The 21,292-nt window shown below is 58.8% G+C and carries 21 protein-coding genes; 5 read left to right on the forward strand and 16 right to left on the reverse strand.

Annotated features, from left to right (window positions below; translation table 11 throughout):
- Positions 1–25: 25 nt before the first annotated feature.
- The 10 genes from BLV81_RS09135 to BLV81_RS09180 all read right to left on the reverse strand — a co-directional run bounded on the left by BLV81_RS09135 (position 26) and on the right by BLV81_RS09180 (position 11,309).
- On the reverse strand, positions 26–811 hold the full coding sequence (locus BLV81_RS09135) for an enoyl-CoA hydratase/isomerase family protein (protein ID WP_092355048.1): 786 nt from the start codon (positions 809–811) through the stop codon (positions 26–28).
- A 105-nt stretch (positions 812–916) separates the two neighbouring features.
- Positions 917–2,539, reverse strand: a complete 1,623-nt coding sequence (locus BLV81_RS09140; RefSeq protein WP_092354600.1) for a carboxyl transferase domain-containing protein — start codon at positions 2,537–2,539, stop codon at positions 917–919.
- Between the two features lie 50 nt (positions 2,540–2,589).
- On the reverse strand, positions 2,590–4,284 hold the full coding sequence (locus BLV81_RS09145; protein ID WP_092354603.1) for an AMP-binding protein: 1,695 nt from the start codon (positions 4,282–4,284) through the stop codon (positions 2,590–2,592).
- Positions 4,285–4,330: 46 nt separating this feature from the next.
- The gene (locus BLV81_RS09150) at positions 4,331–4,735 is read right to left on the reverse strand and encodes a YchJ family protein (protein WP_092354606.1); all 405 of its coding nucleotides are present in this window, start codon (positions 4,733–4,735) and stop codon (positions 4,331–4,333) included.
- The gene (locus BLV81_RS09155; RefSeq protein ID WP_092354609.1) at positions 4,732–5,337 is read right to left on the reverse strand and encodes a 2-hydroxychromene-2-carboxylate isomerase; all 606 of its coding nucleotides are present in this window, start codon (positions 5,335–5,337) and stop codon (positions 4,732–4,734) included. The genes BLV81_RS09150 and BLV81_RS09155 overlap by 4 nt, the downstream gene beginning before the upstream one ends.
- Positions 5,338–5,555: 218 nt before the next feature.
- A complete protein-coding gene (locus BLV81_RS09160; protein ID WP_092354612.1) occupies positions 5,556–6,752 on the reverse strand; it encodes an acetyl-CoA C-acetyltransferase in 1,197 nt (398 codons plus the stop codon).
- Between the two features lie 156 nt (positions 6,753–6,908).
- Positions 6,909–8,681 carry a bifunctional isocitrate dehydrogenase kinase/phosphatase gene (gene aceK / locus BLV81_RS09165; protein ID WP_092355051.1) on the reverse strand — a complete coding sequence of 591 codons (1,773 nt, stop codon included), beginning with the start codon at positions 8,679–8,681 and terminating at the stop codon, positions 6,909–6,911.
- The gene (locus BLV81_RS09170) at positions 8,681–9,622 is read right to left on the reverse strand and encodes a pyridoxal-phosphate dependent enzyme (RefSeq protein ID WP_092354615.1); all 942 of its coding nucleotides are present in this window, start codon (positions 9,620–9,622) and stop codon (positions 8,681–8,683) included. Before BLV81_RS09170 ends, aceK begins: the two co-directional genes overlap by 1 nt.
- Positions 9,623–9,662: 40 nt before the next feature.
- On the reverse strand, positions 9,663–10,847 hold the full coding sequence (locus tag BLV81_RS09175; RefSeq protein WP_092354618.1) for an isovaleryl-CoA dehydrogenase: 1,185 nt from the start codon (positions 10,845–10,847) through the stop codon (positions 9,663–9,665).
- Between the two features lie 57 nt (positions 10,848–10,904).
- Entirely contained in the window at positions 10,905–11,309 is a 405-nt protein-coding gene (locus tag BLV81_RS09180; protein ID WP_092354621.1) for a MerR family transcriptional regulator, read from the reverse strand.
- Between the two features lie 142 nt (positions 11,310–11,451).
- On the opposite strand from BLV81_RS09180, the gene BLV81_RS09185 reads away from it, so the two are divergent.
- The gene (locus BLV81_RS09185) at positions 11,452–12,519 is read left to right on the forward strand and encodes an MBL fold metallo-hydrolase (protein ID WP_092354624.1); all 1,068 of its coding nucleotides are present in this window, start codon (positions 11,452–11,454) and stop codon (positions 12,517–12,519) included.
- Here the strand turns inward: BLV81_RS09185 and BLV81_RS09190 are convergent, their stop codons facing one another.
- The 5 genes from BLV81_RS09190 to argS all read right to left on the reverse strand — a co-directional run bounded on the left by BLV81_RS09190 (position 12,520) and on the right by argS (position 17,430).
- Positions 12,520–13,143: a LysE family translocator gene (locus BLV81_RS09190; protein WP_092354627.1), complete on the reverse strand. Its 624-nt coding sequence runs from the start codon at positions 13,141–13,143 to the stop codon at positions 12,520–12,522.
- A gap of 42 nt (positions 13,144–13,185) precedes the next feature.
- Positions 13,186–13,962 (reverse strand): SDR family oxidoreductase, encoded by a 777-nt coding sequence (locus BLV81_RS09195; RefSeq protein WP_092354630.1) that lies wholly within the window; start codon positions 13,960–13,962, stop codon positions 13,186–13,188.
- Between the two features lie 106 nt (positions 13,963–14,068).
- Positions 14,069–14,794, reverse strand: a complete 726-nt coding sequence (locus tag BLV81_RS09200) for a thiol:disulfide interchange protein DsbA/DsbL (protein WP_092354633.1) — start codon at positions 14,792–14,794, stop codon at positions 14,069–14,071.
- A 72-nt stretch (positions 14,795–14,866) separates the two neighbouring features.
- Positions 14,867–15,598, reverse strand: a complete 732-nt coding sequence (locus BLV81_RS09205; RefSeq protein ID WP_092354636.1) for an SPOR domain-containing protein — start codon at positions 15,596–15,598, stop codon at positions 14,867–14,869.
- A gap of 86 nt (positions 15,599–15,684) precedes the next feature.
- Positions 15,685–17,430 (reverse strand): arginine--tRNA ligase, encoded by a 1,746-nt coding sequence (gene argS / locus BLV81_RS09210; RefSeq protein WP_092354639.1) that lies wholly within the window; start codon positions 17,428–17,430, stop codon positions 15,685–15,687.
- Between the two features lie 52 nt (positions 17,431–17,482).
- On the opposite strand from argS, the gene BLV81_RS23595 reads away from it, so the two are divergent.
- Both BLV81_RS23595 and BLV81_RS09215 read left to right on the forward strand, forming a co-directional pair.
- Entirely contained in the window at positions 17,483–17,734 is a 252-nt protein-coding gene (locus BLV81_RS23595) for a hypothetical protein (RefSeq protein WP_143036317.1), read from the forward strand.
- Positions 17,731–18,327 (forward strand): nitroreductase family protein, encoded by a 597-nt coding sequence (locus BLV81_RS09215; protein ID WP_092354642.1) that lies wholly within the window; start codon positions 17,731–17,733, stop codon positions 18,325–18,327. The genes BLV81_RS23595 and BLV81_RS09215 overlap by 4 nt, the downstream gene beginning before the upstream one ends.
- 82 nt (positions 18,328–18,409) lie before the next feature.
- Here BLV81_RS09215 and BLV81_RS09220 read toward each other — a convergent pair whose 3' ends face one another.
- Positions 18,410–19,309, reverse strand: coding sequence for a DMT family transporter (locus BLV81_RS09220; RefSeq protein WP_092354645.1), 900 nt, complete (start codon positions 19,307–19,309; stop codon positions 18,410–18,412).
- A 184-nt stretch (positions 19,310–19,493) separates the two neighbouring features.
- Here BLV81_RS09220 and BLV81_RS09225 point away from each other — a divergent pair, with 184 nt between their 5' ends.
- Positions 19,494–20,672, forward strand: coding sequence for an MGDG synthase family glycosyltransferase (locus tag BLV81_RS09225; protein ID WP_092354648.1), 1,179 nt, complete (start codon positions 19,494–19,496; stop codon positions 20,670–20,672).
- The gene (locus BLV81_RS09230; protein ID WP_092354651.1) at positions 20,669–21,175 is read left to right on the forward strand and encodes a hypothetical protein; all 507 of its coding nucleotides are present in this window, start codon (positions 20,669–20,671) and stop codon (positions 21,173–21,175) included. Before BLV81_RS09225 ends, BLV81_RS09230 begins: the two co-directional genes overlap by 4 nt.
- Positions 21,176–21,292: the final 117 nt, after the last annotated feature.

The following is a 21,292-nucleotide window of genomic DNA, read 5'->3' on the forward strand; positions in this document are numbered from 1 at the left end:
GAGATTGTATGTGATCACGGCGCGCTCACTGCAGCCAGGACGGTTTGCGCTTCTCCAGGAAGGCGCGTACGCCCTCCCGTCCTTCGGTGGAAGCGCGGATTTTGGCGATCTCGTCGACCGTACCGGCAATCAGCGCCTCCGTCAGCGGCTGGCCTGCAATCGCGCGCACCAGTCGCTTGGCTTCGGTGACGGCGTTGGGGCTGGCCGCCAATAACGCCTTGAGCAACAAACTCACGCTTTCATCCAATTTCTCTGCAGAAACCATCTCATGCACCAGGCCGAGCTTTTGCGCAGTTTCGGCAGAAAATCGTTCTGCAGTAATAAAGTAGCGGCGCGCCGCCGACTCGCCGATGGCCTTGATGACATAGGGCGAGATGGTTGCCGGAATCAAGCCTATCTTCACTTCCGACAGGCAGAACTGCGCCGTATCCACCGCCGCCACGATGTCGCAGGCAGCCACCAGGCCAAGTCCGCCGGCATAGCAATCGCCCTGCACCTTGGCGATCACCGGCTTCGGGCATTGATAGATGGTGCGCAGCATGGTCGCCAGCTGGGCGGCATCGGCGCGATTCTGCTCAGGCGTGTAATCCGCCATAGCCTTCATCCAATTGAGATCGCCGCCGGCGCAGAACGCCGCGCCATTCGCGGCCAGCACGATCACCCTGACTCCGGCGTTGCTGCCCAATTCGACAAAGGCGTGCGTGATTTCGGCAATCATGGTCTCGTTGAAGGCATTACGTACTTCCGGCCGATTGAGGGCGACAGTAGCCACCTGCGACGCATGCTGTATTGTCAATGTCTGATAAGTCACTTGTTCATCTCCGCTTGCCGCATCGCTACGGCCCAATAAATAAGATCCAGCTCCGGACAGGCATGACCCATGGCGGCACGATGGTTTTCTGTTCGCTATGGGGTTTTACATCCGGAACACGCCAAACTTTGTCTCCGCAATCGGCGCATTCAAGGCTGCGCTCAAGCCCAGCCCCAGCACCCGGCGCGTATCGGCCGGATCGATCACGCCGTCGTCCCACAAGCGTGCAGAGGCGTAATACGGATGGCCTTGATGTTCGTACTGATCGCGAATCGGTTTTTTGAAAGCTTCTTCTTCTTCCGCGCTCCAGCTGCCGCCCTTGCCTTCGATGCCGTCGCGCTTGACGGTTGCCAGCACGCCGGCAGCCTGTTCGCCACCCATCACCGAGATACGGGCATTCGGCCACATCCACAGGAAACGCGGCGAATAGGCGCGGCCGCACATGCCGTAGTTGCCGGCGCCGAAGCTGCCGCCGATGATCACCGTCAGCTTAGGTACGGCAGTGGTTGCCACCGCCGTCACCATCTTGGCGCCGTTACGGGCGATGCCTTCGTTTTCGTAGCGGCGGCCGACCATGAAGCCGGTGATGTTTTGCAGGAACACCAGCGGAATCTTGCGCTGCGAGCAGAGTTCGATGAAGTGAGTGCCTTTCACGGCCGCTTCTGAAAACAGAATGCCGTTGTTGGCGACGATGCCGACCGGCATGCCGTAGATATGGGCGAAGCCGCAAATCAGCGTGGTGCCGTAGCGCGCCTTGAATTCATCGAATTCGCTGCCGTCGACGATGCGCGCGATCACCTCACGTACATCGAACGGTTTGCGGGTATCGAGCGGAATAACGCCATACAGTTCATGGGCCGGATACTTGGGTTCGACTACCGGACGCAGCAGCGGACCTTGCGGTTTCTGGCGATTCAGGTTGGAGACGATGGTGCGCGCCAGCGACAAGGCGTGCATATCGTTTTGCGCCAGATGATCGGCCACGCCGGACAGGCGGGTGTGGACATCGCCGCCGCCCAGGTCTTCGGCGCTCACCACTTCGCCGGTCGCGGCTTTTACCAGTGGCGGGCCGGCCAGGAAAATCGTGCCCTGGTTCTTGACGATGATCGACTCGTCGCTCATCGCCGGCACATAGGCGCCGCCGGCAGTACACGAACCCATCACCACCGCGATTTGCGGAATGCCTTTGGCCGACAGGTTGGCCTGGTTGTAGAAGATGCGGCCGAAATGGTCACGATCGGGGAACACTTCATCCTGGTTCGGCAAGTTGGCGCCGCCGCTATCGACCAGGTAGATGCAAGGCAGATTGTTTTGTTCGGCGATTTCCTGCGCCCGCAAATGCTTTTTGACGCTGAGCGGATAGTAGGTGCCGCCTTTGACTGTTGCGTCATTGCAGACCACCACGCATTCCTGCCCCGCGATACGGCCGATGCCGGTAATCACCCCGGCGGCGGGCGCAGCATCGCTGCCATCTTTGTCTTTGTAGACGTGATAAGCCGCCAGCTGGGAAAACTCCATGAACGGCGTGCCAGGATCAAGCAGCATCTGCACCCGCTCACGCGGCAGCAATTTGCCGCGCGCCACGTGCTTCTTGCGTGCAGCGTCGCCGCCGCCCTCGGCGATCTGCGCGACTTTCTGGCGCAAATCGTCAACCAGCAAATTGAGCGCGCTGGCATTTTCCTGGAATTCTTCGCTGCGTGTGTTCAGCTTGCTTTCTAACTGGGGCATTGCGATGTCCTTTGTGTCTAGTATTTTGAACCATTCTTTTGGAACGATTTTTATGCGGTGTGGATGTCGTTGAGGTTCAACTCGTCTTTCATCGCTTCGCGGATCTTGAATTTCTGTATCTTACCGGTCACCGTCATCGGGAAGGCATCGACAAAGCGGATATAGCGCGGCACCTTGTAGTGCGCGATCTGGCCTTGGCAGAAATCACGCACAGCTTGTTCGTCCGCGGTTTGGCCGGGGCGCAAGATAATCCAGGCGCATAATTCTTCGCCGTATTTCTGGTCCGGCACGCCGACCACCTGCACATCCTGGATCGCCGGATGACGATATAAAAATTCTTCGATCTCGCGCGGATAGATATTCTCGCCGCCGCGTATCACCATGTCCTTCATGCGGCCGACGATATTGACGTAGCCTTCGGCATCCATGGTCGCCAGATCGCCGGTATGCATCCAGCCTTCGCGGTCGATCGCTTCGCGCGTCTTTTCTGCATCGCCCCAATAACCGTGCATCACCGAATAACCGTGGGTGCATAGCTCGCCGGAGCTGCCGATGGGCATGATCGCGCCCGATTCCGGATCGATGATCTTTACCTGCAGGTGCGGCTGCACCTGGCCAACGGTAGAAACGCGTTTCTCGAGCGGCGTATCGGTCATGCTCTGACAGCTGACCGGGCTGGTTTCGGTCATGCCGTAGGCGATGGTGATCTGTTCCAGATGCATGTCGCGCACCACACGCTTCATCACTTCAATCGGACAGGGCGAACCGGCCATGATGCCGGTGCGCAGCGTCGACAGATCGAATTCGGCAAAGCGTGGATGATCCAGCTCTGCGATGAACATGGTCGGCACGCCATGCAAGCCGGTGCAGCGTTCTTCCTGTACTGCCTGCAGCACCGACAACGGTTCGAAGCCGTCGTTCGGATAAACAATCGTGGCGCCGTGCGTCAGGCAGGCCAGATTGCCGAGCACCATGCCAAAGCAATGATACAAAGGCACAGGGATGCAGAGCCGGTCCTGTGCCGTCAGCTTCATCGCTTCGCCAATGAAGAATCCGTTGTTAAGGATATTGCGATGGGTCAGCGTCGCGCCTTTCGGAAAGCCGGTAGTGCCGCTGGTGAACTGGATGTTGATGGGATCGCCGGCTTGCAATTGCTTGGCGATCTCCGCCAGCCGCGGATCGGACGGATCGCCGCTGGCGATAAAGTCGGCAAAACGCAGCATGCCCGGCGCCGCATCGCGGCCAAGCTGGATCACGGTTTTCAAAGTCGGCAGACGTGCTGCCTGCAAGCTGCCCGCAGCGGCGTGTTCGAGTTCAGGCGCCAGCGTGCGGATCATGTCCAGATAATCGCTGCTCTTGAAACTGGTCATCGAGATCAGGGCCTTGCAGCCGACATTGTTGAGCGCATACTCCAGCTCGCTGACGCGATAGGCCGGATTGATATTCACCAGCACGACGCCGGCGTAGGCCGTGGCCAGCTGCGTCAGCAGCCACTCGGCATTGTTGTGCGACCAGATGCCGATACGGTCGCCCGGCTGCAGCCCAATTTTGAGCATGGCGCTGGCCAGCTGCCGGGCCTGGCTTTGCAGTTGCCGATAGCTGAGCCGGATCTGCTGATGACGCGATACCAGCGCATCATTGTCGGCGACCCGCTCCACCATCTCGTCGAAAAAGCGGCCGATGGTCTGTTCGATCAGCGGCAACTCCTGGCTGCCGCGATCGATGCTGGAATTCAGTTGTTTCATAGTCTTGTCTCCTGTTAGGACCCGCTAATGCTTCCCGCAATGATTTTTATTTTTCTGGGAAACTGCCATCGACATAAAACCAGCGTGGCTGGTCTTCTGTGCCAGGCTCACTCTCGCGCACAAAGCGGCTGACTTCGTGCAAGCGCTGCGCACGGCCGCCGATCTTGTAACGCGCCACAAATTCCACGATGGCGCTGTCGCCGTCGGCCTCATGCCTGCGCACCTCGAGGCCCAGCCATTTCTGCCCGGCTTCGGCCACAATCGGCTCGGCCGGCCTGGTACTGCGATGCCAGGTCGCTTGCAAATATGCACCGTTGTCCATGACGTAGGCGCTGTAGCGCGAGCGCATCAGCGCCAGTGCGGTCGGCGCCGCCTCGCTGCCGCTGTGGTAGCGGCCGCAGCATTGTGCGTAATCGCCGCCGCAAGGACAATCATCTACCTTATTCTTCAAATCTTGCCATCCCTCAGGAATGCTTCGAGTTGATCGAAACGGTCGAAACCCCAGAACGACTCGCCATCGACAATCACAAACGGCGAACCGAACACACCGCGCGCCATCGCCAGATCGACTTCCGCTTTGAGCTGACTCTTGATCGGCAAGCTGTTGATGCCGTCGCTCAGGCCGGTGGTGTCGATGCCGCTGTGGTGGCCGATTTCAAGCAAATTCATCGGCTCGGCGATATTCGTGCCGTCGACAAAATACGCTTTGTAAATCTGCTTGGCGTACTTGATGGCCTTGTCTTCGCCCTGTTTGCCACGTACCCACAGCACGGCGCGCGCCGCTGCCTGGGTGGCAATCGGGAAAGCCCCGGGACGCTTGTACGGGATGCCGTGAAAGCGCGCGCTGCGTTCGAAATCGTGGAACGAGTAATCACCCTTGATCGGTACTTGCGGCAAGGGTGAGGAGCCGGTGGTCTTGAATACCGGGCCCAGCAGGATCGGATGCCAATCGACATCGCGCTTGTATTTTTCCGCCAGCGCGTCGATACGGGTGGCGGCGAAATAGCCGTACGGAGAGGAAAAATCAAAGTAGAAATCAATTGCGGCAGCCATCTTTTTATACCCTGTCTGAAATGGTAAGAACTATTGCGGTTATTGCGGCTACTGCCAATCACGTAGTGAGCAAATCCAGCGCCCACTTGCTTGCTTAAATTGCAATTCACGAAGACCCATAACAAAGATCAGCGTGAATTCGCGGAAAACCCGCGAAAACCGCTGATCCATTTGATGCCTGCTACTCAGCTACATCAGGACTTGTTACGTGTAAGCCCTCAAACCAGTTCGACTGCGATGGCGGTACCTTCGCCGCCGCCGATGCACAACGATGCCACGCCACGCTTGCCGCCCTTTGCCTTCAAGGCGCCCAGCAGAGTGACGATGATGCGCGCACCGGAAGCGCCGATCGGATGGCCGAGGGCACAAGCGCCGCCGTGGACATTGATCTTGTCGTGCGGAATATCGTGTTCCTTCATCGCTGCCATCGGCACCACGGCAAAGGCTTCGTTGATTTCGTACAGATCAACGTCGCTGTTCTTCCAGCCGACTTTCTTGTACAGCTTTTCAATCGCGCCTACCGGTGCGGTAGTGAACCATTCCGGTTCTTGCGAATGGCTGGCATGGCCGAGAATGCGGGCAATCGGCGTGCAGCCGAGTTTCTTGGCGGTCGATTCGCGCATCAGCACCAGCGCTGCGGCGCCGTCGTTGATGGAGGACGACGAAGCCGCCGTGATAGTGCCGTCTTTCTTGAACGCTGCGCGCAGCGACGGGATCTTGTCGATCTTGGCCTTTTGCGGACCTTCGTCCTTGTCGATCACCACTTCGCCGGCGCGGCTGGTGACGGTCACCGGCGCGATTTCCCACTTGAAGGAACCGTCGGCCGTGGCGGCTTGTGCGCGCTGTACCGAGGCGATCGCAAACGCATCCTGGTCGGCACGGCTGAAATGGTATTTGGCGGCGCATTCTTCGCCGAAAGTACCCATCGAACGGCCGCCGCCGTTGTCGCCCTTGGAGTATGCATCTTCCAGGCCGTCCAGCATCATGTGGTCGAAAATCATGGCGTGGCCGATGCGATAGCCGCTGCGTCCCTTTGGAATCAGGTAAGGCGCGTTGGTCATCGATTCCATGCCGCCGGCGACCACCACTTCATTGGTCCCTGCCAGCAAGGCATCGAAAGCGAACATCGTGGCTTGCATCGCCGAGCCGCACACCTTGGAGATGGTGGCCGCATTGGTAGAAACCGGCAAACCGGCTTTGATGGTTGCCTGCCGCGCCGGCGCCTGGCCTTGGCCGGCTTGCAACACATTGCCGAACAACACGCCATCGACCTGCTCCGGCTTCAGCCCGGCGCGCTCAACTGCAGCCTTGATCGCCACGGCGCCCAGGTCACTGGCGGTCAATGCCGAAAAATCACCCTGAAACGCACCCATTGGAGTACGTGCTGCACCGACGATAACGATAGGATCATTCATGTTACTTCTCCAGATTACGACAACGTTGTAAGCCGCTTCAGGAGTCACTGGCTATTCCCCGTGATTCACGCAAACGGCTTGGCTGCCTGGTTGGTCAAAAATAAAATGGTTCGAGTGGTTCGGATGCTTCAATTTACTGCGTCTGTTACCGGTCAATCAACTTTGTGCGTAGGTAAAACGACATTCCTGCGGATACGGGAATACATCGTCGAAATGCCCCTCAAGAATGTGCTGCTTGTGTTGCTGCCAATATTGCTGGGTCAATAGATCCGCATGATGCTTGATAAAGTATTTCCTGACGTTTTGATTCCCGAGAAGAAATACACCGAATTGTTCCGGAAAGACATCGTTCTTGGCGATGGAATACCAGGGCTCGGCGGACATTTCGTCTTCCTCGTTACGCGGCTGCGGGATAGTCCTGAAATTGCAGTCGGTAATGTATTCAATCTCATCATAGTCGTAAAACACGACACGATTGTGACGCGTCACGCCAAAATTTTTGTACAACATGTCGCCAGGGAAGATATTCGCCGCGACCAGTTCCTTGATGGCGTTGCCGTATTCTGTGATGCCGTGTTCCAGCGCGGCCTGGTCGTTGTTTTTCTCGGCGTTGTTCAGATAGATATTCAGCGGCACCATGCGCCGTTCGATATACAGATGCTTGATGATGATTTCGTCGCCATCTTCTTCGACCACCGACGGCGCTACCTGCTTCAATTCGGCTAACAGTTCGTCGGCGAAACGCGCGCGCGGAAACGCCACGCTGGAATATTCCAGCGTATCGGCCATGCGGCCAACGCGATCATGATGCTTGACCAGCAGGTATTTTTCCTTGACCAGCGCATTGGTGGTTTCCTTCGGCGCCGGGAAATAATCCTTGATGACCTTGAACACGTAGGGAAACGACGGCAAGGCGAATACCACCATCACCAGGCCGCGAATCCCGGGAGCGATTTCAAAACGATCCGACGAGTGCCGCAGATGGCGCAGGAAATCGCGATAAAACAGTGCCTTGCCGAGTTTTTGCAAACCCAGGATGGTGTAGATTTCGCTGCGCGGCTTGTTCGGCAACAGGCTGCGCAGAAACTGTACATAGGCTGACGGCACTTCCATGTCGACCATGAAATAAGCGCGCGTGAAAGAGAACAGCACCGTCAGTATCTTGGTGTCGAACAGCACGGCATCCAGCACCAGCTTGCCATCCCGGTCATGCAGAATGGGCACCACAAACGGATACTCGCGCGGGCCGTTGATCATCTTGCCGACCACGTAAGCGCCCTTGTTACGGTAGAACAGGTTCGACAGCACCTGGATCTGGTGATTCGGCTCCAGCGCGACGCTGCCGAAGGCTTGCGCTATGCGCTCTTCTGCCATTGAAACGTCGCGGTCAAGGTCGGCGAACGGCCGCTGCAGCTGGAAGTTGGTAATCAGGCGCTTGAGCGTGTAATGCAGGCCGTCCTTGGACGGGTAGTACACCCGGTAGGTGGGCAAGGCCTCGTCGGTGTCGATGTATTCAGTCGACACTGCCGGCCGCACGAAAATGAAATCGTTGTGGAAATAGGCGCGATGCAGGATGTTGCAACAGACCGAGTTGAAGAAGGTCTCGGCCAGCTCCGGCTGCTTGTGGTCGGTCAGCATGCCGATGTAATGCAGCTTCACCTCGCGCCAGACCTCGTCGGTCAGATCGCTTTGGTCGTATTCGTCTTCCAGCGCGCGCACGCATTCATGCACGCGCGCATCGTAGAAACCGATGCGCTCGCGCGCGGCGAGTTGCGCGGTTTTCCAGTCGGCACTTTCGAAATGCAGCTTGGCCAGCACGCTGGCTTCGCGGAACAAACGGTAATGCTTGTCGAAACCGTCCAATATCATGCGCGCAGTATCGAAAGCGATCTGCGACGACAGTAATTTTGGAAAGTTTGCCGACGTAATCACAGCGCGAACCGCTCCTTCCAGCCGGCTAGCATCGCCAGGCTGACGCCGATGCCGCCGCAGACTACAATCAACGGCCGCTGATACGGCGCCAGCACCGGCAGTTTTTCATAGGCCACGGCCAGCGCCGCGCCGCATGCGGGCTCCACCAGCGTGCGCATCTGATCGGCAAATGCCAACGCGGCGGCGACCGCCTGGGCGTCGCTGACCACTACGCTGTGCACTTCATGCCGCCGGGTCCAGGCAAAACATTCATCGGCCACGCGTTTGGCGGCCAGGGTGGACGCAATCGAGGTAATCGCCGGCAAGGTCACCAGCTCGCCGGCGCGCACCGCGGCGTTCAGTGAAGCGGCGCCTTCGGTTTCTACTGCGATCAAGGGGATCTGCGGCAAGCCGTTGCGATGCAGACCGCTCAACACGCCGCTCATCAGACCGCCGCCGCCGACCGAGCAGATAACGACGTCGAAATCAACGCCGAGCTCGCGCGCCTGCAGCACCGCTTCGTCGATCATGGTGGCGTTGCCGTCCCAGATATCGGGGTGATCGAAGGGTGGGATGTAGACGCTGCCAGGCTGTTGGCACAGCTTCAGCGCCAGCTGGTTGGCTTCATCCCAGACGCTGCCGTGAACGATCACCTCGGCGCCGATATCGCGGATGCGCTGGCAAACTTCTGCGGCGGTGGTTTGCGGCACCACGATAGTCGTCTTGACGCCCAGCGCCGCACCGGCAAACGCCGCCGCAAAGCCCGCATTGCCGCCCGAGGGGCAAACCAGGAGGCTGGCGCCGCCGGCCACCGCGCGCTGGCACAGCAAGCCTATCCCGCGCAGCTTGAATGAGCCGGCCGGCTGGGTGTTTTCCATCTTCAGCAAGACTTGCTTGCCGAGTGCGATGGAAAGTTGCGGGTGCCGCAGCAATGCTGTGTGAATATGCAGTGAAGTCATGTTCTTGACGCTGTTGCCCTCATATCAAAAATGCCATTAATCAGCAGGTTTCCGCAAACAGTTCGCGGCCGATCAGCATACGGCGGATTTCGCTGGTGCCGGCGCCGATTTCGTACAGTTTGGCGTCGCGCCACAGGCGTCCCACCGGATATTCGTTGATGTAGCCGTTGCCGCCCAGCGCCTGGATCGCTTCGCCTGCCATCCAGGTAGCCTTTTCGGCCGAATACAAGATCGCCCCGGCCGCATCCTTGCGCAAGGCCCTGGCCGCAGCCGGCGTCCTGGCGCGGTCGCAAGCCTGGCCGACGGCGTACACATAGGCCTTGCAAGCCATCATGGTCGAATACATATCGGCCAGTTTGCCCTGCATCAGCTGGAATTCGCCGATCGACTGGCCGAACTGCTTGCGGTCATGCACGTAAGGGACGACCACATCCATACATGCCTGCATGATACCAAGCGGGCCGCCGGAAAGAACGGTGCGTTCGTAATCCAGGCCGGACATCAGCACATTGACGCCTTTGCCCAGTCCGCCCAGCACGTTTTCCACCGGCACTTCGCAATCCTGGAATACCAGCTCGCCGGTGTGCGAACCGCGCATGCCGAGCTTGTCCAGCTTTTGCGCCACGCTGAAACCCTTGAAGCTTTTTTCGATCAGGAAGGCGGTCATGCCGCGCGCTCCCGCTTCCAGGTCGGTCTTGGCATAGACCACCAGCACGTCGGCGTCAGGGCCGTTGGTGATCCACATCTTGGTGCCGTTGAGCACCCAGCGATCACCCTTCAATTCGGCCCGCAATTTCATGCTGACCACGTCGGAACCGGCATTCGGCTCGGACATCGCCAGGGCGCCGACGTGGTCGCCGGAAATCAGCTTCGGCAGGTATTTGGCTTTTTGCTCGGCGCTGCCGTTACGCTTGATCTGGTTGACGCACAGGTTCGAGTGGGCGCCATAAGACAGGCCGACCGAAGCCGAGGCGCGCGAGATTTCTTCCATGGCGATGATGTGCGCCAGGTAACCCATGCCGCTGCCGCCGTATTCTTCTTCGGCGGTGATGCCGAGCAAGCCCAGATCGCCCATTTTTTTCCATAAATCCATCGGAAACTGGTCGTTACGGTCGATTTCTGCGGCGCGCGGGGCGATTTCCGCGGCGGCGAATTCCTGGATTGCACTACGTAATGCGTCGATATCTTCGCCGTGATCGAAGGTCAGACCGGGTAAGTGGATCATGTTGTCTCCTTGGTTATTTTGCGTGTGGCTAGTTGTTATGTGGATTTGCGGGGAAAGTCATGGTGCGACGTGATCGCTCAGCTCGCCGCTGCCCAGCAAGCGGCGGCACTCATCCTCGTGCGCGCTAATTTCTGCCAAAGTCACTTCGATGTCTTCGCGCTGCTGTTCCAGATGTTCGCGATGACGTGCCAGCACCTGCAGGAACAGTTCCAGCTGGGGCGCCGAATCCTTGGGCGAATCGTACATATCGACCAGGCTCTTGATTTCCGACAACGTCAGCCCCAGTCGTTTGCCGCGCAAGGTCAGCTTCAGACGCGTACGCTCACGGGCGGCATACACCCGGTTGCGGCCGCCGGCGCCGTCCCGCTTCGGGCTCAGCAAGCCCTGATCCTCATAAAAACGGATCGCCCTGGGGGTAATGTCAAATTCGCGGGCAAGTTCAGTGATGGTGTAAGTCGACATGGTCTCAGGGTGGCAGAACAAGAAATGCTGGTTTAGGTACAATGGCAGTTAACGTTAACGTAAAGCACATTGTAGGCGCGCTGGCGGAAAATGAAAACACCGAAAAACTACTAGCATTGCAAAAAAAGAAAGAATCCCCCCGATGAACGCACTCGAAGCCAAGCTCAGCTACGCCTTCGGCGACACCTTGCCGGCCGGCGGCGCCACCCTCGAAGTCGCGCCCGGCGTGCGCTGGCTGCGCATGGGCTTGCCGTTTGCGCTGGACCACATCAATTTATGGCTGCTGGAAGACAGCATCGAAACCGAGGAAGGCACCCGCCACGGCTGGACCATCGTCGATTGCGGGATTGCCAACGACGCCACGCGCGCCGCCTGGGATGCCATTTTTGCAAGCCAGCTTAACGGCTTGCCGGTATTGCGGGTGCTGGTCACCCATTGCCATCCGGACCACGTCGGCCTGGCCGACTGGCTGTGCCAGCGCTGGCAAGCGCCGCTGTGGATGAGCGGCGGCGAATATCTCTCCGCACGCATCATGTCGGCGGCGCTGCCCGGCGCCGACGGCAGCGCATCGTTGCCGCATTTTCAACAGCACGGCATGCACGATCCTGAGGTCATCGCCAAGGTGTCTCAGCGCAAGTCCTATTATCCGAACATGGTGCCCGCAGTGCCGCTGGCCTATCATCGGCTGGCGGATCAGCAACGGCTGCGCATCGGCCGGCATGAATGGCGCGTGATCACCGGCTTCGGCCACGCACCGGAGCACGTTGCGCTGCATTGCGCCGACCTCGATCTGCTGATTTCGGGCGATATGGTGTTGCCGCGGATTTCCACCAATGTCTCGGTGTTTGCGATTGAGCCGGAATCGAACCCGGTCCAGCAATATATGGATTCTCTGGAAAAATACCGCGCCCTGCCGACCACAACGCTGGTGCTGCCGTCGCACGGCAAGCCGTTCCGCGGTTTGCAGATCCGTATCGACCAGCTGCAGCAACATCACCGGGAACGGCTGGCGGAAGTGGTGGCAGCCTGCACGGCGGCGCCGCAGTCGGCCAGCGACATCGTGCCGGTCATGTTCCGGCGGCCGCTGGATGCGCATCAAATGACTTTCGCGCTGGGCGAAGCGCTGGCCCATTTGCACAAGCTGTGGTTTGACGGCGTGCTGAAACGGCGGCTGGATGCTGATCAGGTTTACCGTTTCGGTCTTGCCTGATTACTGCTGTATCGCGGCCACAATCATCGCTACCGCCAGCATCAGGCTGCCTGCGACACGGTCGGTAATCCGGGAAAAACTCGGCCGGGTGGCGATGGTTTGCATTTTTCCGGCCAAGGCAGCGTAGCCGATCAGGATGAAGAACTCCGGAATGATCGAACCGGCCGCCAGCCACATCATTTGCAGCGGGATATTGGCGGATGGATTGAGGAATTGCGGCAAGATGGCGATGAAGAAAATCAGCGCCTTGGGATTGGCCAGTTGCAGCGTCAGGCCGCTGAACCAGATTTTCCAGCCGGAGGCGTTGCGGCTATCCAGCCTGGAGGCGGTGATCGGGGAGGGCCGGCCGAATATTGCCGACAAGCCGAGATAAGCCAGATACGCCACGCCCAGCCATTTCACAGCGCTGAACAAGGTATGCGAGGCGACAATCAAGGCGCCCAGGCCGGTTGCCGAAATGGTGAAATAGATCGCATTGGCGGTAAGTATCCCCAAGATGGCGAAAATCGCCTTCTTCCAGCCGACCGTGATGCCGTAGGCAACCACCAGCATGACCGCCGGCCCCGGCGACGCCGACAGCGCAAATTCCGTCAGTACGAATAAGAAAAAATTGTGAAAGTCCATGTGCTTTGATCGGTTTGCAGTTTTACCTGCTTATTTGCGTGTTTATTTACGTGCCTTATGCGGCGCTTTGGAAAACACTAAATCGTACAGCCAGTTCGGCAACAAGCGCAGCAACTTGGCGACAACCCCCATCTGCCACGGAATCACCTGATAGCTACTGCCGCGCGCGACCGCAGCGCCGGTCTTGGCGGCGAACTGCCGCACCGGCATCAGGAACGGCATCTTGTAGTGATTCACCTGGGTCATCGGCGTGTCGATGTATCCAGGGACGATGGTGACCACCTTGATGCCGCTGGCGCGCAATTCCACCCTGAGCGACTCGCAGTAACTGATTAGCGCCGCCTTCGATCCGCTGTAGGCGCCCGCTCCCGGCAAGCCGCGAATGCCGGCCACGCTGCCGACGCCGACCAGGCGCAAATCGGTTAGCCCGGCCTGGGCCTGGCGTTTCATGGTGGCGATAAATGGCGTGAAGGTGGCGACCGTGGCCAGCACATTGGTGGCAAACACTTGCTCGAACACCTGCTGGTCTTCGGCATGCTCGGTCAAGGTGCCTTGTGAAATCCCGGCGCTGGCGATCACCACATCGACACCGCCGCCGGCTGCGATGAAATCTTCTGCGGCGGCAGTCAAGGCAACATGATCGTTGACATCCAGCGCATACAGGCGATGCCGTTCCGGATGCGGCAAGCCCGCCAGCAATTGCTCCAGCACCGCCTGGCGCCTGGCTACCAGCCCCAGTGTTGCGCCCTGCTCTGCATAATATTGCGCCAGTGCGGCGCCGATGCCGCTGGAAGCACCAGTGATGAATACACGTTTCATGGAAGTGCCTTTTACGTCGATAAAAAAGCCCGCCCTCTTGCGAGAGGCGGACTTTTCAAGATCTGCTGCCGACTGACCGTGACGGCCAGCTTGCTTTTCAGCTGATTTATTTCTTGGTCGCCGCGACCTTCGTCACGAGGCTGTCCATCACTTGCAAGGTGGACTTGAACAGTTCCGGCTCGGTTTTTCCTGCGCCAGCAGTCGCACCGACTATCGATGGCGATGTCACGTAACGGCCGTCAACCACCAGCATCGGCACGCCATCCACCTTGTACGCATTTTGCAGCTGGGCGGCGCGGGTGACCTTGGTTTGCACTGCGAACGAATTGTACACATCCAGGAACTTGGTTTTGTCGAGACCTTGCTTCACCGCGAAATCGGCAATGGAGCTGTCTGTATCCAGGCGCTGGCGCTGTACGTGGATCGCGTTAAAAACCTTCGCGTGCAATTCAGGCAGCTTGCCCATGGCTTCCAGCGTGTAGTACAGCTTTTTCTGCGGTACATACGGAGACTTTGCTTGCTGCTGGTTCGGATTCGCAGGGTCGATAGCGAAGTCGACCGGCACGCGCTTGAAAGAAATCTTGTCGCCCTGCTTTGCTACCCATGCTTCCAGCGTCGGTTCGAGCGCATTGCAATGCGGGCAGAAATATCCGAAAAATTCTGTTACTTCGACTTTTTTCCCGATACCGGAATCGGTAGGTTGCGGGTTATCGAGAACTTTGTATTCCGCGCCGGCAACCGGATTGGCCGGCGCTGCACTTGCGCTGGCGGCAAGCAGGCCGAAACTCAGACTAAGACCAGCGACAGCCAAGGCTTTTTGAAAAAAACGCATGAAATATCCTATCAAAATGAATAATGTTTGATTTTTTTACCTACGCAGCAGAGACATGCTGCCAGGGGTCTTTTATTTTGCAGCCCGCACAACTGCTGCATTAACGCCGTTATCTGACAACTTTCCGCGTATCCGGTTCATTGTTTCCAACTGATTAAATGGCCCGACCCGTACCCGATACAAAGAACCGGTATCGGCCTGGCGTTCGCTGATCTTGGCTTCGAAACCCATCAAGGCCAATCTGGCCTTGGCGCTTTCAGCTTCGCTCTGCTCACGGAAAGCGCCGACCTGCAGGAAATAAATCCAGTTGTCGTCGACCCCTGCAGCTTTGGTTTTGGCTTCGGCGATGTCGCCGGCCGCTTTCTTGGTCTTGTCGGCGGTGGATTTATCGACGATAGGCGTCGACTTGCTATCCTGTGCCTTGGCAACCAGCGCATCCAGCTTTTTCTCGGCGGCCGAGCTCGGCGGCGGCGTACCGTCGGCGCTCGGCGCCGGAGCGGTAGCCGGAGCGGTAGCCGGTGGAGTAAACGCCTTGGCTGCTTCCTTCGCCGCATCCTTGTTACCGTAGAGCGACTTGTTCGGATCCGGCAGCTGATCCGGGTTCGACGGCGCTGCAGATGTCGATGCAGCCGGCGCCGTGGCGACCTCTGGTGCTTTGTCGGTCTTGCTCGTCTTGTTGGTAAACGGCGTCGGCGTCTTGGTGATCATGATCGCCACCACGACGGCAATCGCCAATCCGATGATCAGGCCGAAAATCAGGCCCAGTAAGGTACCGCCAGCTTGCTTGTTGTTAAGTTTGCTCATACTTCCCCAATGACATCCTGAATCACATCCTGATTACAGACCGTCTCCGGCAGCGGCAGCCAGAGATCGCCGATTGTAGCTTTACATCACATGCGGGCTGGCGCCGACACGCCGATCAGCGCCAAGCCGTTGCGCAACACCTGGCGGGTTGCATACATCAAGGCGAGGCGCGCCATCTTGAGCGCTTCATCGTCGACCAGGACCCGCTCAGCATTGTAGTAGCTATGCAGCTCACCCGCCAAATCGCGCAGATAAAATGCGACCTGGTGCGGCCCCAGCTCTTCCAGCGCATGCTGCAGCATATCCGGATATTCGGCCAGCTTGGCCAGCAGGCTGGCTTCGCGCGGCGCCGTCAGCGGGCTCAGGTCGATGCTGCCGAGGCTGGCTTCGTCACCGGTCCATTGCGCCAGCACCGAACAGATCCGGGCATGGGCGTATTGCACGTAGTAGACCGGATTTTCGTCGGATTTGGCCAGCGCCAGATCGACATCGAATATGAATTCGGTATCGGCCTTGCGCGAGATCAGGAAGAACCGCACGGCGTCGCGGCCGCGGGTCAGGTCGCGCGGGGCGTCCTGCGCGCCGTCGGCAGCGCCATCTTCGCCAGACGACCATTCGATCAGGTCACGCACCGTGACATACGAACCGGCGCGCTTGGAAATCTTCACTTCCTCGCCGTTCTTCATCACGGTCACCATCTTGTGCAGCACGTAGTCGGGATAGCCTTGCGGAATTCCCATGTTGACGGCCTGCAGGCCGGCGCGCACCCGCGCAATCGTGCCATGGTGATCGCTGCCCTGGACATTGATGACCTTGCCGAAGCCGCGCTGCCATTTGACGATGTGGTAGGCAACGTCCGGCACGAAATAGGTGTAGGTGCCGTCGGACTTCTTCATCACGCGGTCTTTGTCGTCGCCGTAGTCGGTGGTGCGCAGCCACAATGCGCCATCCAGCTCATAGGTGACGCCGGCGGCGATCAGGGCCTCGACGGCGGCATTGACCTTGCCGTCCTGGTACAGCGACGATTCCAGGTAATAGTTATCGAACTTGACGCCGAAGGCCAGCAAATCCAGATCCTGCTCGCGGCGCAGGTAAGCGACGGCGAACTTGCGGATCGACTCGATATCGCTGAGGTCGCCGCTGGCGGTGACCGGTTCGCCATCGCTGGCGGCAACCGTCTTCCTGGCCAGGAAATCCTGGGCGATATCGGCAATGTAATCACCGTTGTAGGCGCTTTCCGGCCATGCGGCATCGCCCGGCTTGAAGCCGTTGGCGCGCGCCTGCACTGAAGTCGCCAAGGTAGCGATCTGGACGCCGGCGTCATTGTAGTAAAACTCGCGGGTGACATCGTAACCTTGCGCCTCGAACAGCGCCGACATGGCATCGCCGAGCGCGCCCTGGCGGCCATGGCCGACATGCAAAGGCCCGGTCGGATTGGCGGAAACAAACTCCACCAGCACTTTTTTGCCGGCGCCAAACTTGCTCTTGCCGTAGTCGGCGCCCTCTTGCAGCACGCTCCTGACCACTTGCTGCTTGGCCGCCGCCGTCAAACGCAGGTTGATGAAGCCCGGGCCGGCGATTTCAGCGGTTTCGATCAGATCGCGATGTTCGGTGCTGGCCAGCACCGCCGCTACCAGGGCTTGCGCCAGTTCACGCGGGTTCTTTTTCAGCGGCTTGGCCAGTTGCATGGCGATATTGCAGGCGACATCGCCGTGCGAAGGATCGCGCGGACGCTCCAGCGTCACCGTCGGCTGCAACTCGCTGCCGGCGATAATAGGCTGCAAGGCAGCATGAAAAAGGTCGATGATCTGTTGTTTTTGTGGTGCAAGCATAGGATAGGTGGTCAGTAGTACGGAGGCCGTACTGGATTAATGCGAAAAGTCCATGGTGCGGCCCAATTTCTTGGACAGCATCCGGGCAGACTTGATTATTCTCGATTATACCGGCTTGGCGGGGCAATCTTCACCCTGCATGCCCGTGCAGATTGCAACATCCGGTAAATCCGGTTGCACGCTGCAGGCAACAAAAACTGCTGCTAAGATGCTGCGTCTCGGCCAGAGCGTTTTTGACAAGTTTCTGAAACACCCTTGGCCGCAACGATTTTGCCTTGTTTATTTATCTACAGGAACCTCATGACCCAGTCCACACCACGTGTAGCCGACCACCCTGCCCATCCGCAATTCCTCAGCCGCTGGTCGCCACGCGCCTATGCCAATGACGAAATTTCCGAGCAAGAATTGCTGACCATCCTGGAAGCGGCGCGTTGGGCGCCATCGTCCTACAATTCGCAACCTTGGCGTTTCGTCTTCGCACGTCGCGGCACACCGCACTGGAACAACTTGCTGGCTTTGCTTAACGATTTCAATCGCAGCTGGGCGGAAAATGCAGCGGCATTGGTGATCATCTTGTCGAAAACCACTTTTGCGCCACCGGGCAGCAGCGAAGAATCGCCGATGCCAAGCCACTCTTTCGACGCCGGTTCAGCCTGGGGTTACCTGGCGCTACAAGCCAGCTTGTCCGGCTGGCATGCACACGGCATGGCCGGCTTCGACAAGGAAAAGACGCGCAAGGAACTGGACATCCCGGCCAATTTCGCGATTGAAGCAGCGGTAGCGATCGGCAAGATCGGTGACAAAGCCATGCTGCCGGAAGGTTTGCGCGCCAAGGAAGAGCCAAGCCCGCGCATGCCCTTGCAGGCTTTGGTTTCTGAAGGGACTTTCAAGGCTTAAAAACCTTGTGGGTCTGGCCTGAATTTCTCGGCTTGCCAAATTGATGCGGGTTAACAGTGAGCGAAGCTGTTAACCCGCATTTTTATTTGCCTTGCCAGTTCACCAGCACAATCCCGCTTAGAACCAGCAACGCACCGAATACAAACGGCAAGCCGATCGGATCATCCAGCAGCAGCACGCCGAAACTGACGCCGAACAAGGGCGTCAGGAAGGAAAACACCGTCAGCCGCGAAGCAAGATAACGGCGCAGCATCCAGAACCAGGCCAGGAAGCTGCCGAAAGCGACGATCAGCGACTGGAACACCAAACTCACCCACATGATGCCGGACAGCGGCGCCACTGCGGTCTGCCCCGAGACCAAGGCCACCAAAGGCAGCGTCAATGCGGCCGCCGCCAGCTGATACCACAAGGTCATGCTGGGAGAGGCATTGGTGAGGACGCTGCGCTTGATCATGATCGTGGTGGCGGCCCAGAATACGGCGCCCAGCACCCCCAGCGCGTCGCCGATCAGGGTCCGGCTGAAGCCGGCGCCGGCTTCAAAGCCGCCGGCAAACGCCACGGTAATCCCGGCAAATGCGGCGATCACACCCAGCCATTGGGTGACGCCGAAACGCTCGCCCGGCACCAGCCAGTGCAAACCCAGCACGGTGAAAATCGGCGCGGTGTAAACAAACACCGACATGTGCGAAGCGGTGGTGTAGTTCAAACCGATAGAGACGCACAGGAATTCGCCGGCAAACAGCAAGCCGGTTGCCAGGCCGGGCCAGAAGCTGCCATCGGTCAGCGAGAATTTACTGCCGCGCCACCACATCAGGCCGCTCACCAGCACTGCCGCCACCGCCGAGCGCAAACCGTTTTGCAAAATCGGCGAGATGCTGGGCGCCGCCACTTTGATTGCAACTTGCTGCAGCCCCCAGCACAGGCACAGCATCAACATCAGGCTCATGGCCAAACCGTCCAGCGGCTTGCGAGTAGCGGGCATCACGTTCTTTCTGAAACAGGGATTGTTTGTCATAAATGTCATTTTACTCAGCGCCGATTTATCCCTATCATCAGCGTGATCGGGCGGAAGTGCCCGGTAAAAATCCGAATGCAGATTGCAAGGAGTATGCTTGAAAGTAGTCACTTTTGCATTACCGGCAGCAAACCGATGATGGCCGGAGCATATGATTCATAAGCCCGTCAAAGCCCCGCGCCCCCGTAAACTATTACTGTTAAGCGTCTCTGCCGGCGCCGGCCATATGCGTGCCGCCGAGGCGCTCAGGGCCTATGCCGCCGCCGAATTCCCCGACACCGAAGCGATCCACCTGGACGCGATGGATTACGTGCCGGCCGGATTCCGTGCGGTGTATACCGATTTTTATCTGCATCTTGTGAATCGCCATCCCGCGTTGTGGGGCTATGTTTACCAAAAGAGCGACAAGGCCCTGAGCAACTCGCCTACGCAAAAACTGCGGCGCGCGATTGAACGCATCAGCACCCGTCCCTTGCGTGCCGCGATCCAGGCGGCGGCGCCGGACGCCATCATCTGCACCCACTTCCTGCCGGCCGAATTGCTGGCGCGCGAAATCGGCAGCCAGCGCGTGGTGTGTCCGGTCTGGGTACAGGTAACGGATTTCGATTTGCACAGCATGTGGCTGCAACCGCTGATGCGCGGCTATTTTGCCGCCACCGAAGAAATCGCCTATCGCATGCGGGCGCGCGGCCTGGCGGCCGATGCGGTCCATGTGACCGGCATCCCGATCATGCCGGGATTCGGAAAAACCCTGGAGCGCCGGCAGTGCGCGCAGCACTTCGGCCTGGATCCCGAGCGCAAGATTATCCTGATGATGTCCGGCGGCGCCGGCATCGGCGATCTCGATAAGACCGTACAGCGGCTGCTGGAGCTGGCCGACGATTTCCAGCTGGTGGCGTTGGCCGGTAAAAACGCCGCGTTGCTGGCCAGCCTGCAGCAATTGGCAGCCGCCCATCCAGGCCACCTGTTTCCTTTCGGCTTTACCAACCAGGTGGAACAATTGATGGCCTGCGCCGATCTGGCGATCACCAAACCGGGCGGCCTGACCACCTCCGAATGCCTGGCGATGGGAGTGCCGATGATCATCCACTCGCCGATTCCGGGCCAGGAAGAACGCAATGCCGACTATCTGCTGGAACAAGGCGCGGCGCTCAAGGCGATCGACCTGACTGCACTGGCGTTCCGGGTCCAGCTACTGCTGCAGCAACCCGACCTGCTGCTACGCTTGCGGCAGCGCAGCCTGGCGCTGGGCCGCCCGTATGCCGGCCGCGCGGTGCTGAAAACCGTTTTGAACAAGCTCGATTCTCAATTTTATTCGCCATCCACATGACCGCAACTACTCCCTATCGCCGCGTGTTCGGCATGCTGTTCTGGGCGGCGCTGACTGCCTTTTTTTTCGCCAACGTTGAAATCCAGATCGAGGGCGCCGCCGGCTGGGCCGCCAATTTGCCGACCTGGCGCATCGAGCATCACTGGCTACTCGACATCTTCTGGGGCGGGCGCGCCATGACCGGCTATCACGCCTGGATTTTTCCTTTCATCGCCCTGATGTTCCACTATCCGATCTGGTTCAACGGCAGTTGGGACTGGCGCGCGGAATGCCGGATCATGGCGTCCATCATGGTGTTCTGGATCAGCGAAGACTGGCTGTGGTTTGTACTCAACCCGGCATACGGACTGGCGCGCTTCAATCCGGCCGAGGTGCCATGGCACAAGCACTGGCTGGGCGGCGTGCCGGTCGACTACTGGATTTATTCGATAGTGGCGATCCTGCTGTTGTGGCTGGCCGAGCGCAAGCCGCGCCCGCTACGCGTGGCGTTGAACCAGAACTAAGCAATATGTGAATCTCTGGTTCTGTATAGAAGTAGAGATTCACATATGTATTGTAAAAACGATTGGAACTTGGTAAATTGCGGACCCGTTCCAAGTTTGAAATGTTGTTAATGCCGA

Origin of the sequence: Collimonas sp. OK242 (assembly GCF_900107095.1) — a bacterium.
In the GTDB taxonomy this organism is placed as follows: Bacteria; Pseudomonadota; Gammaproteobacteria; order Burkholderiales; family Burkholderiaceae_D; genus Collimonas.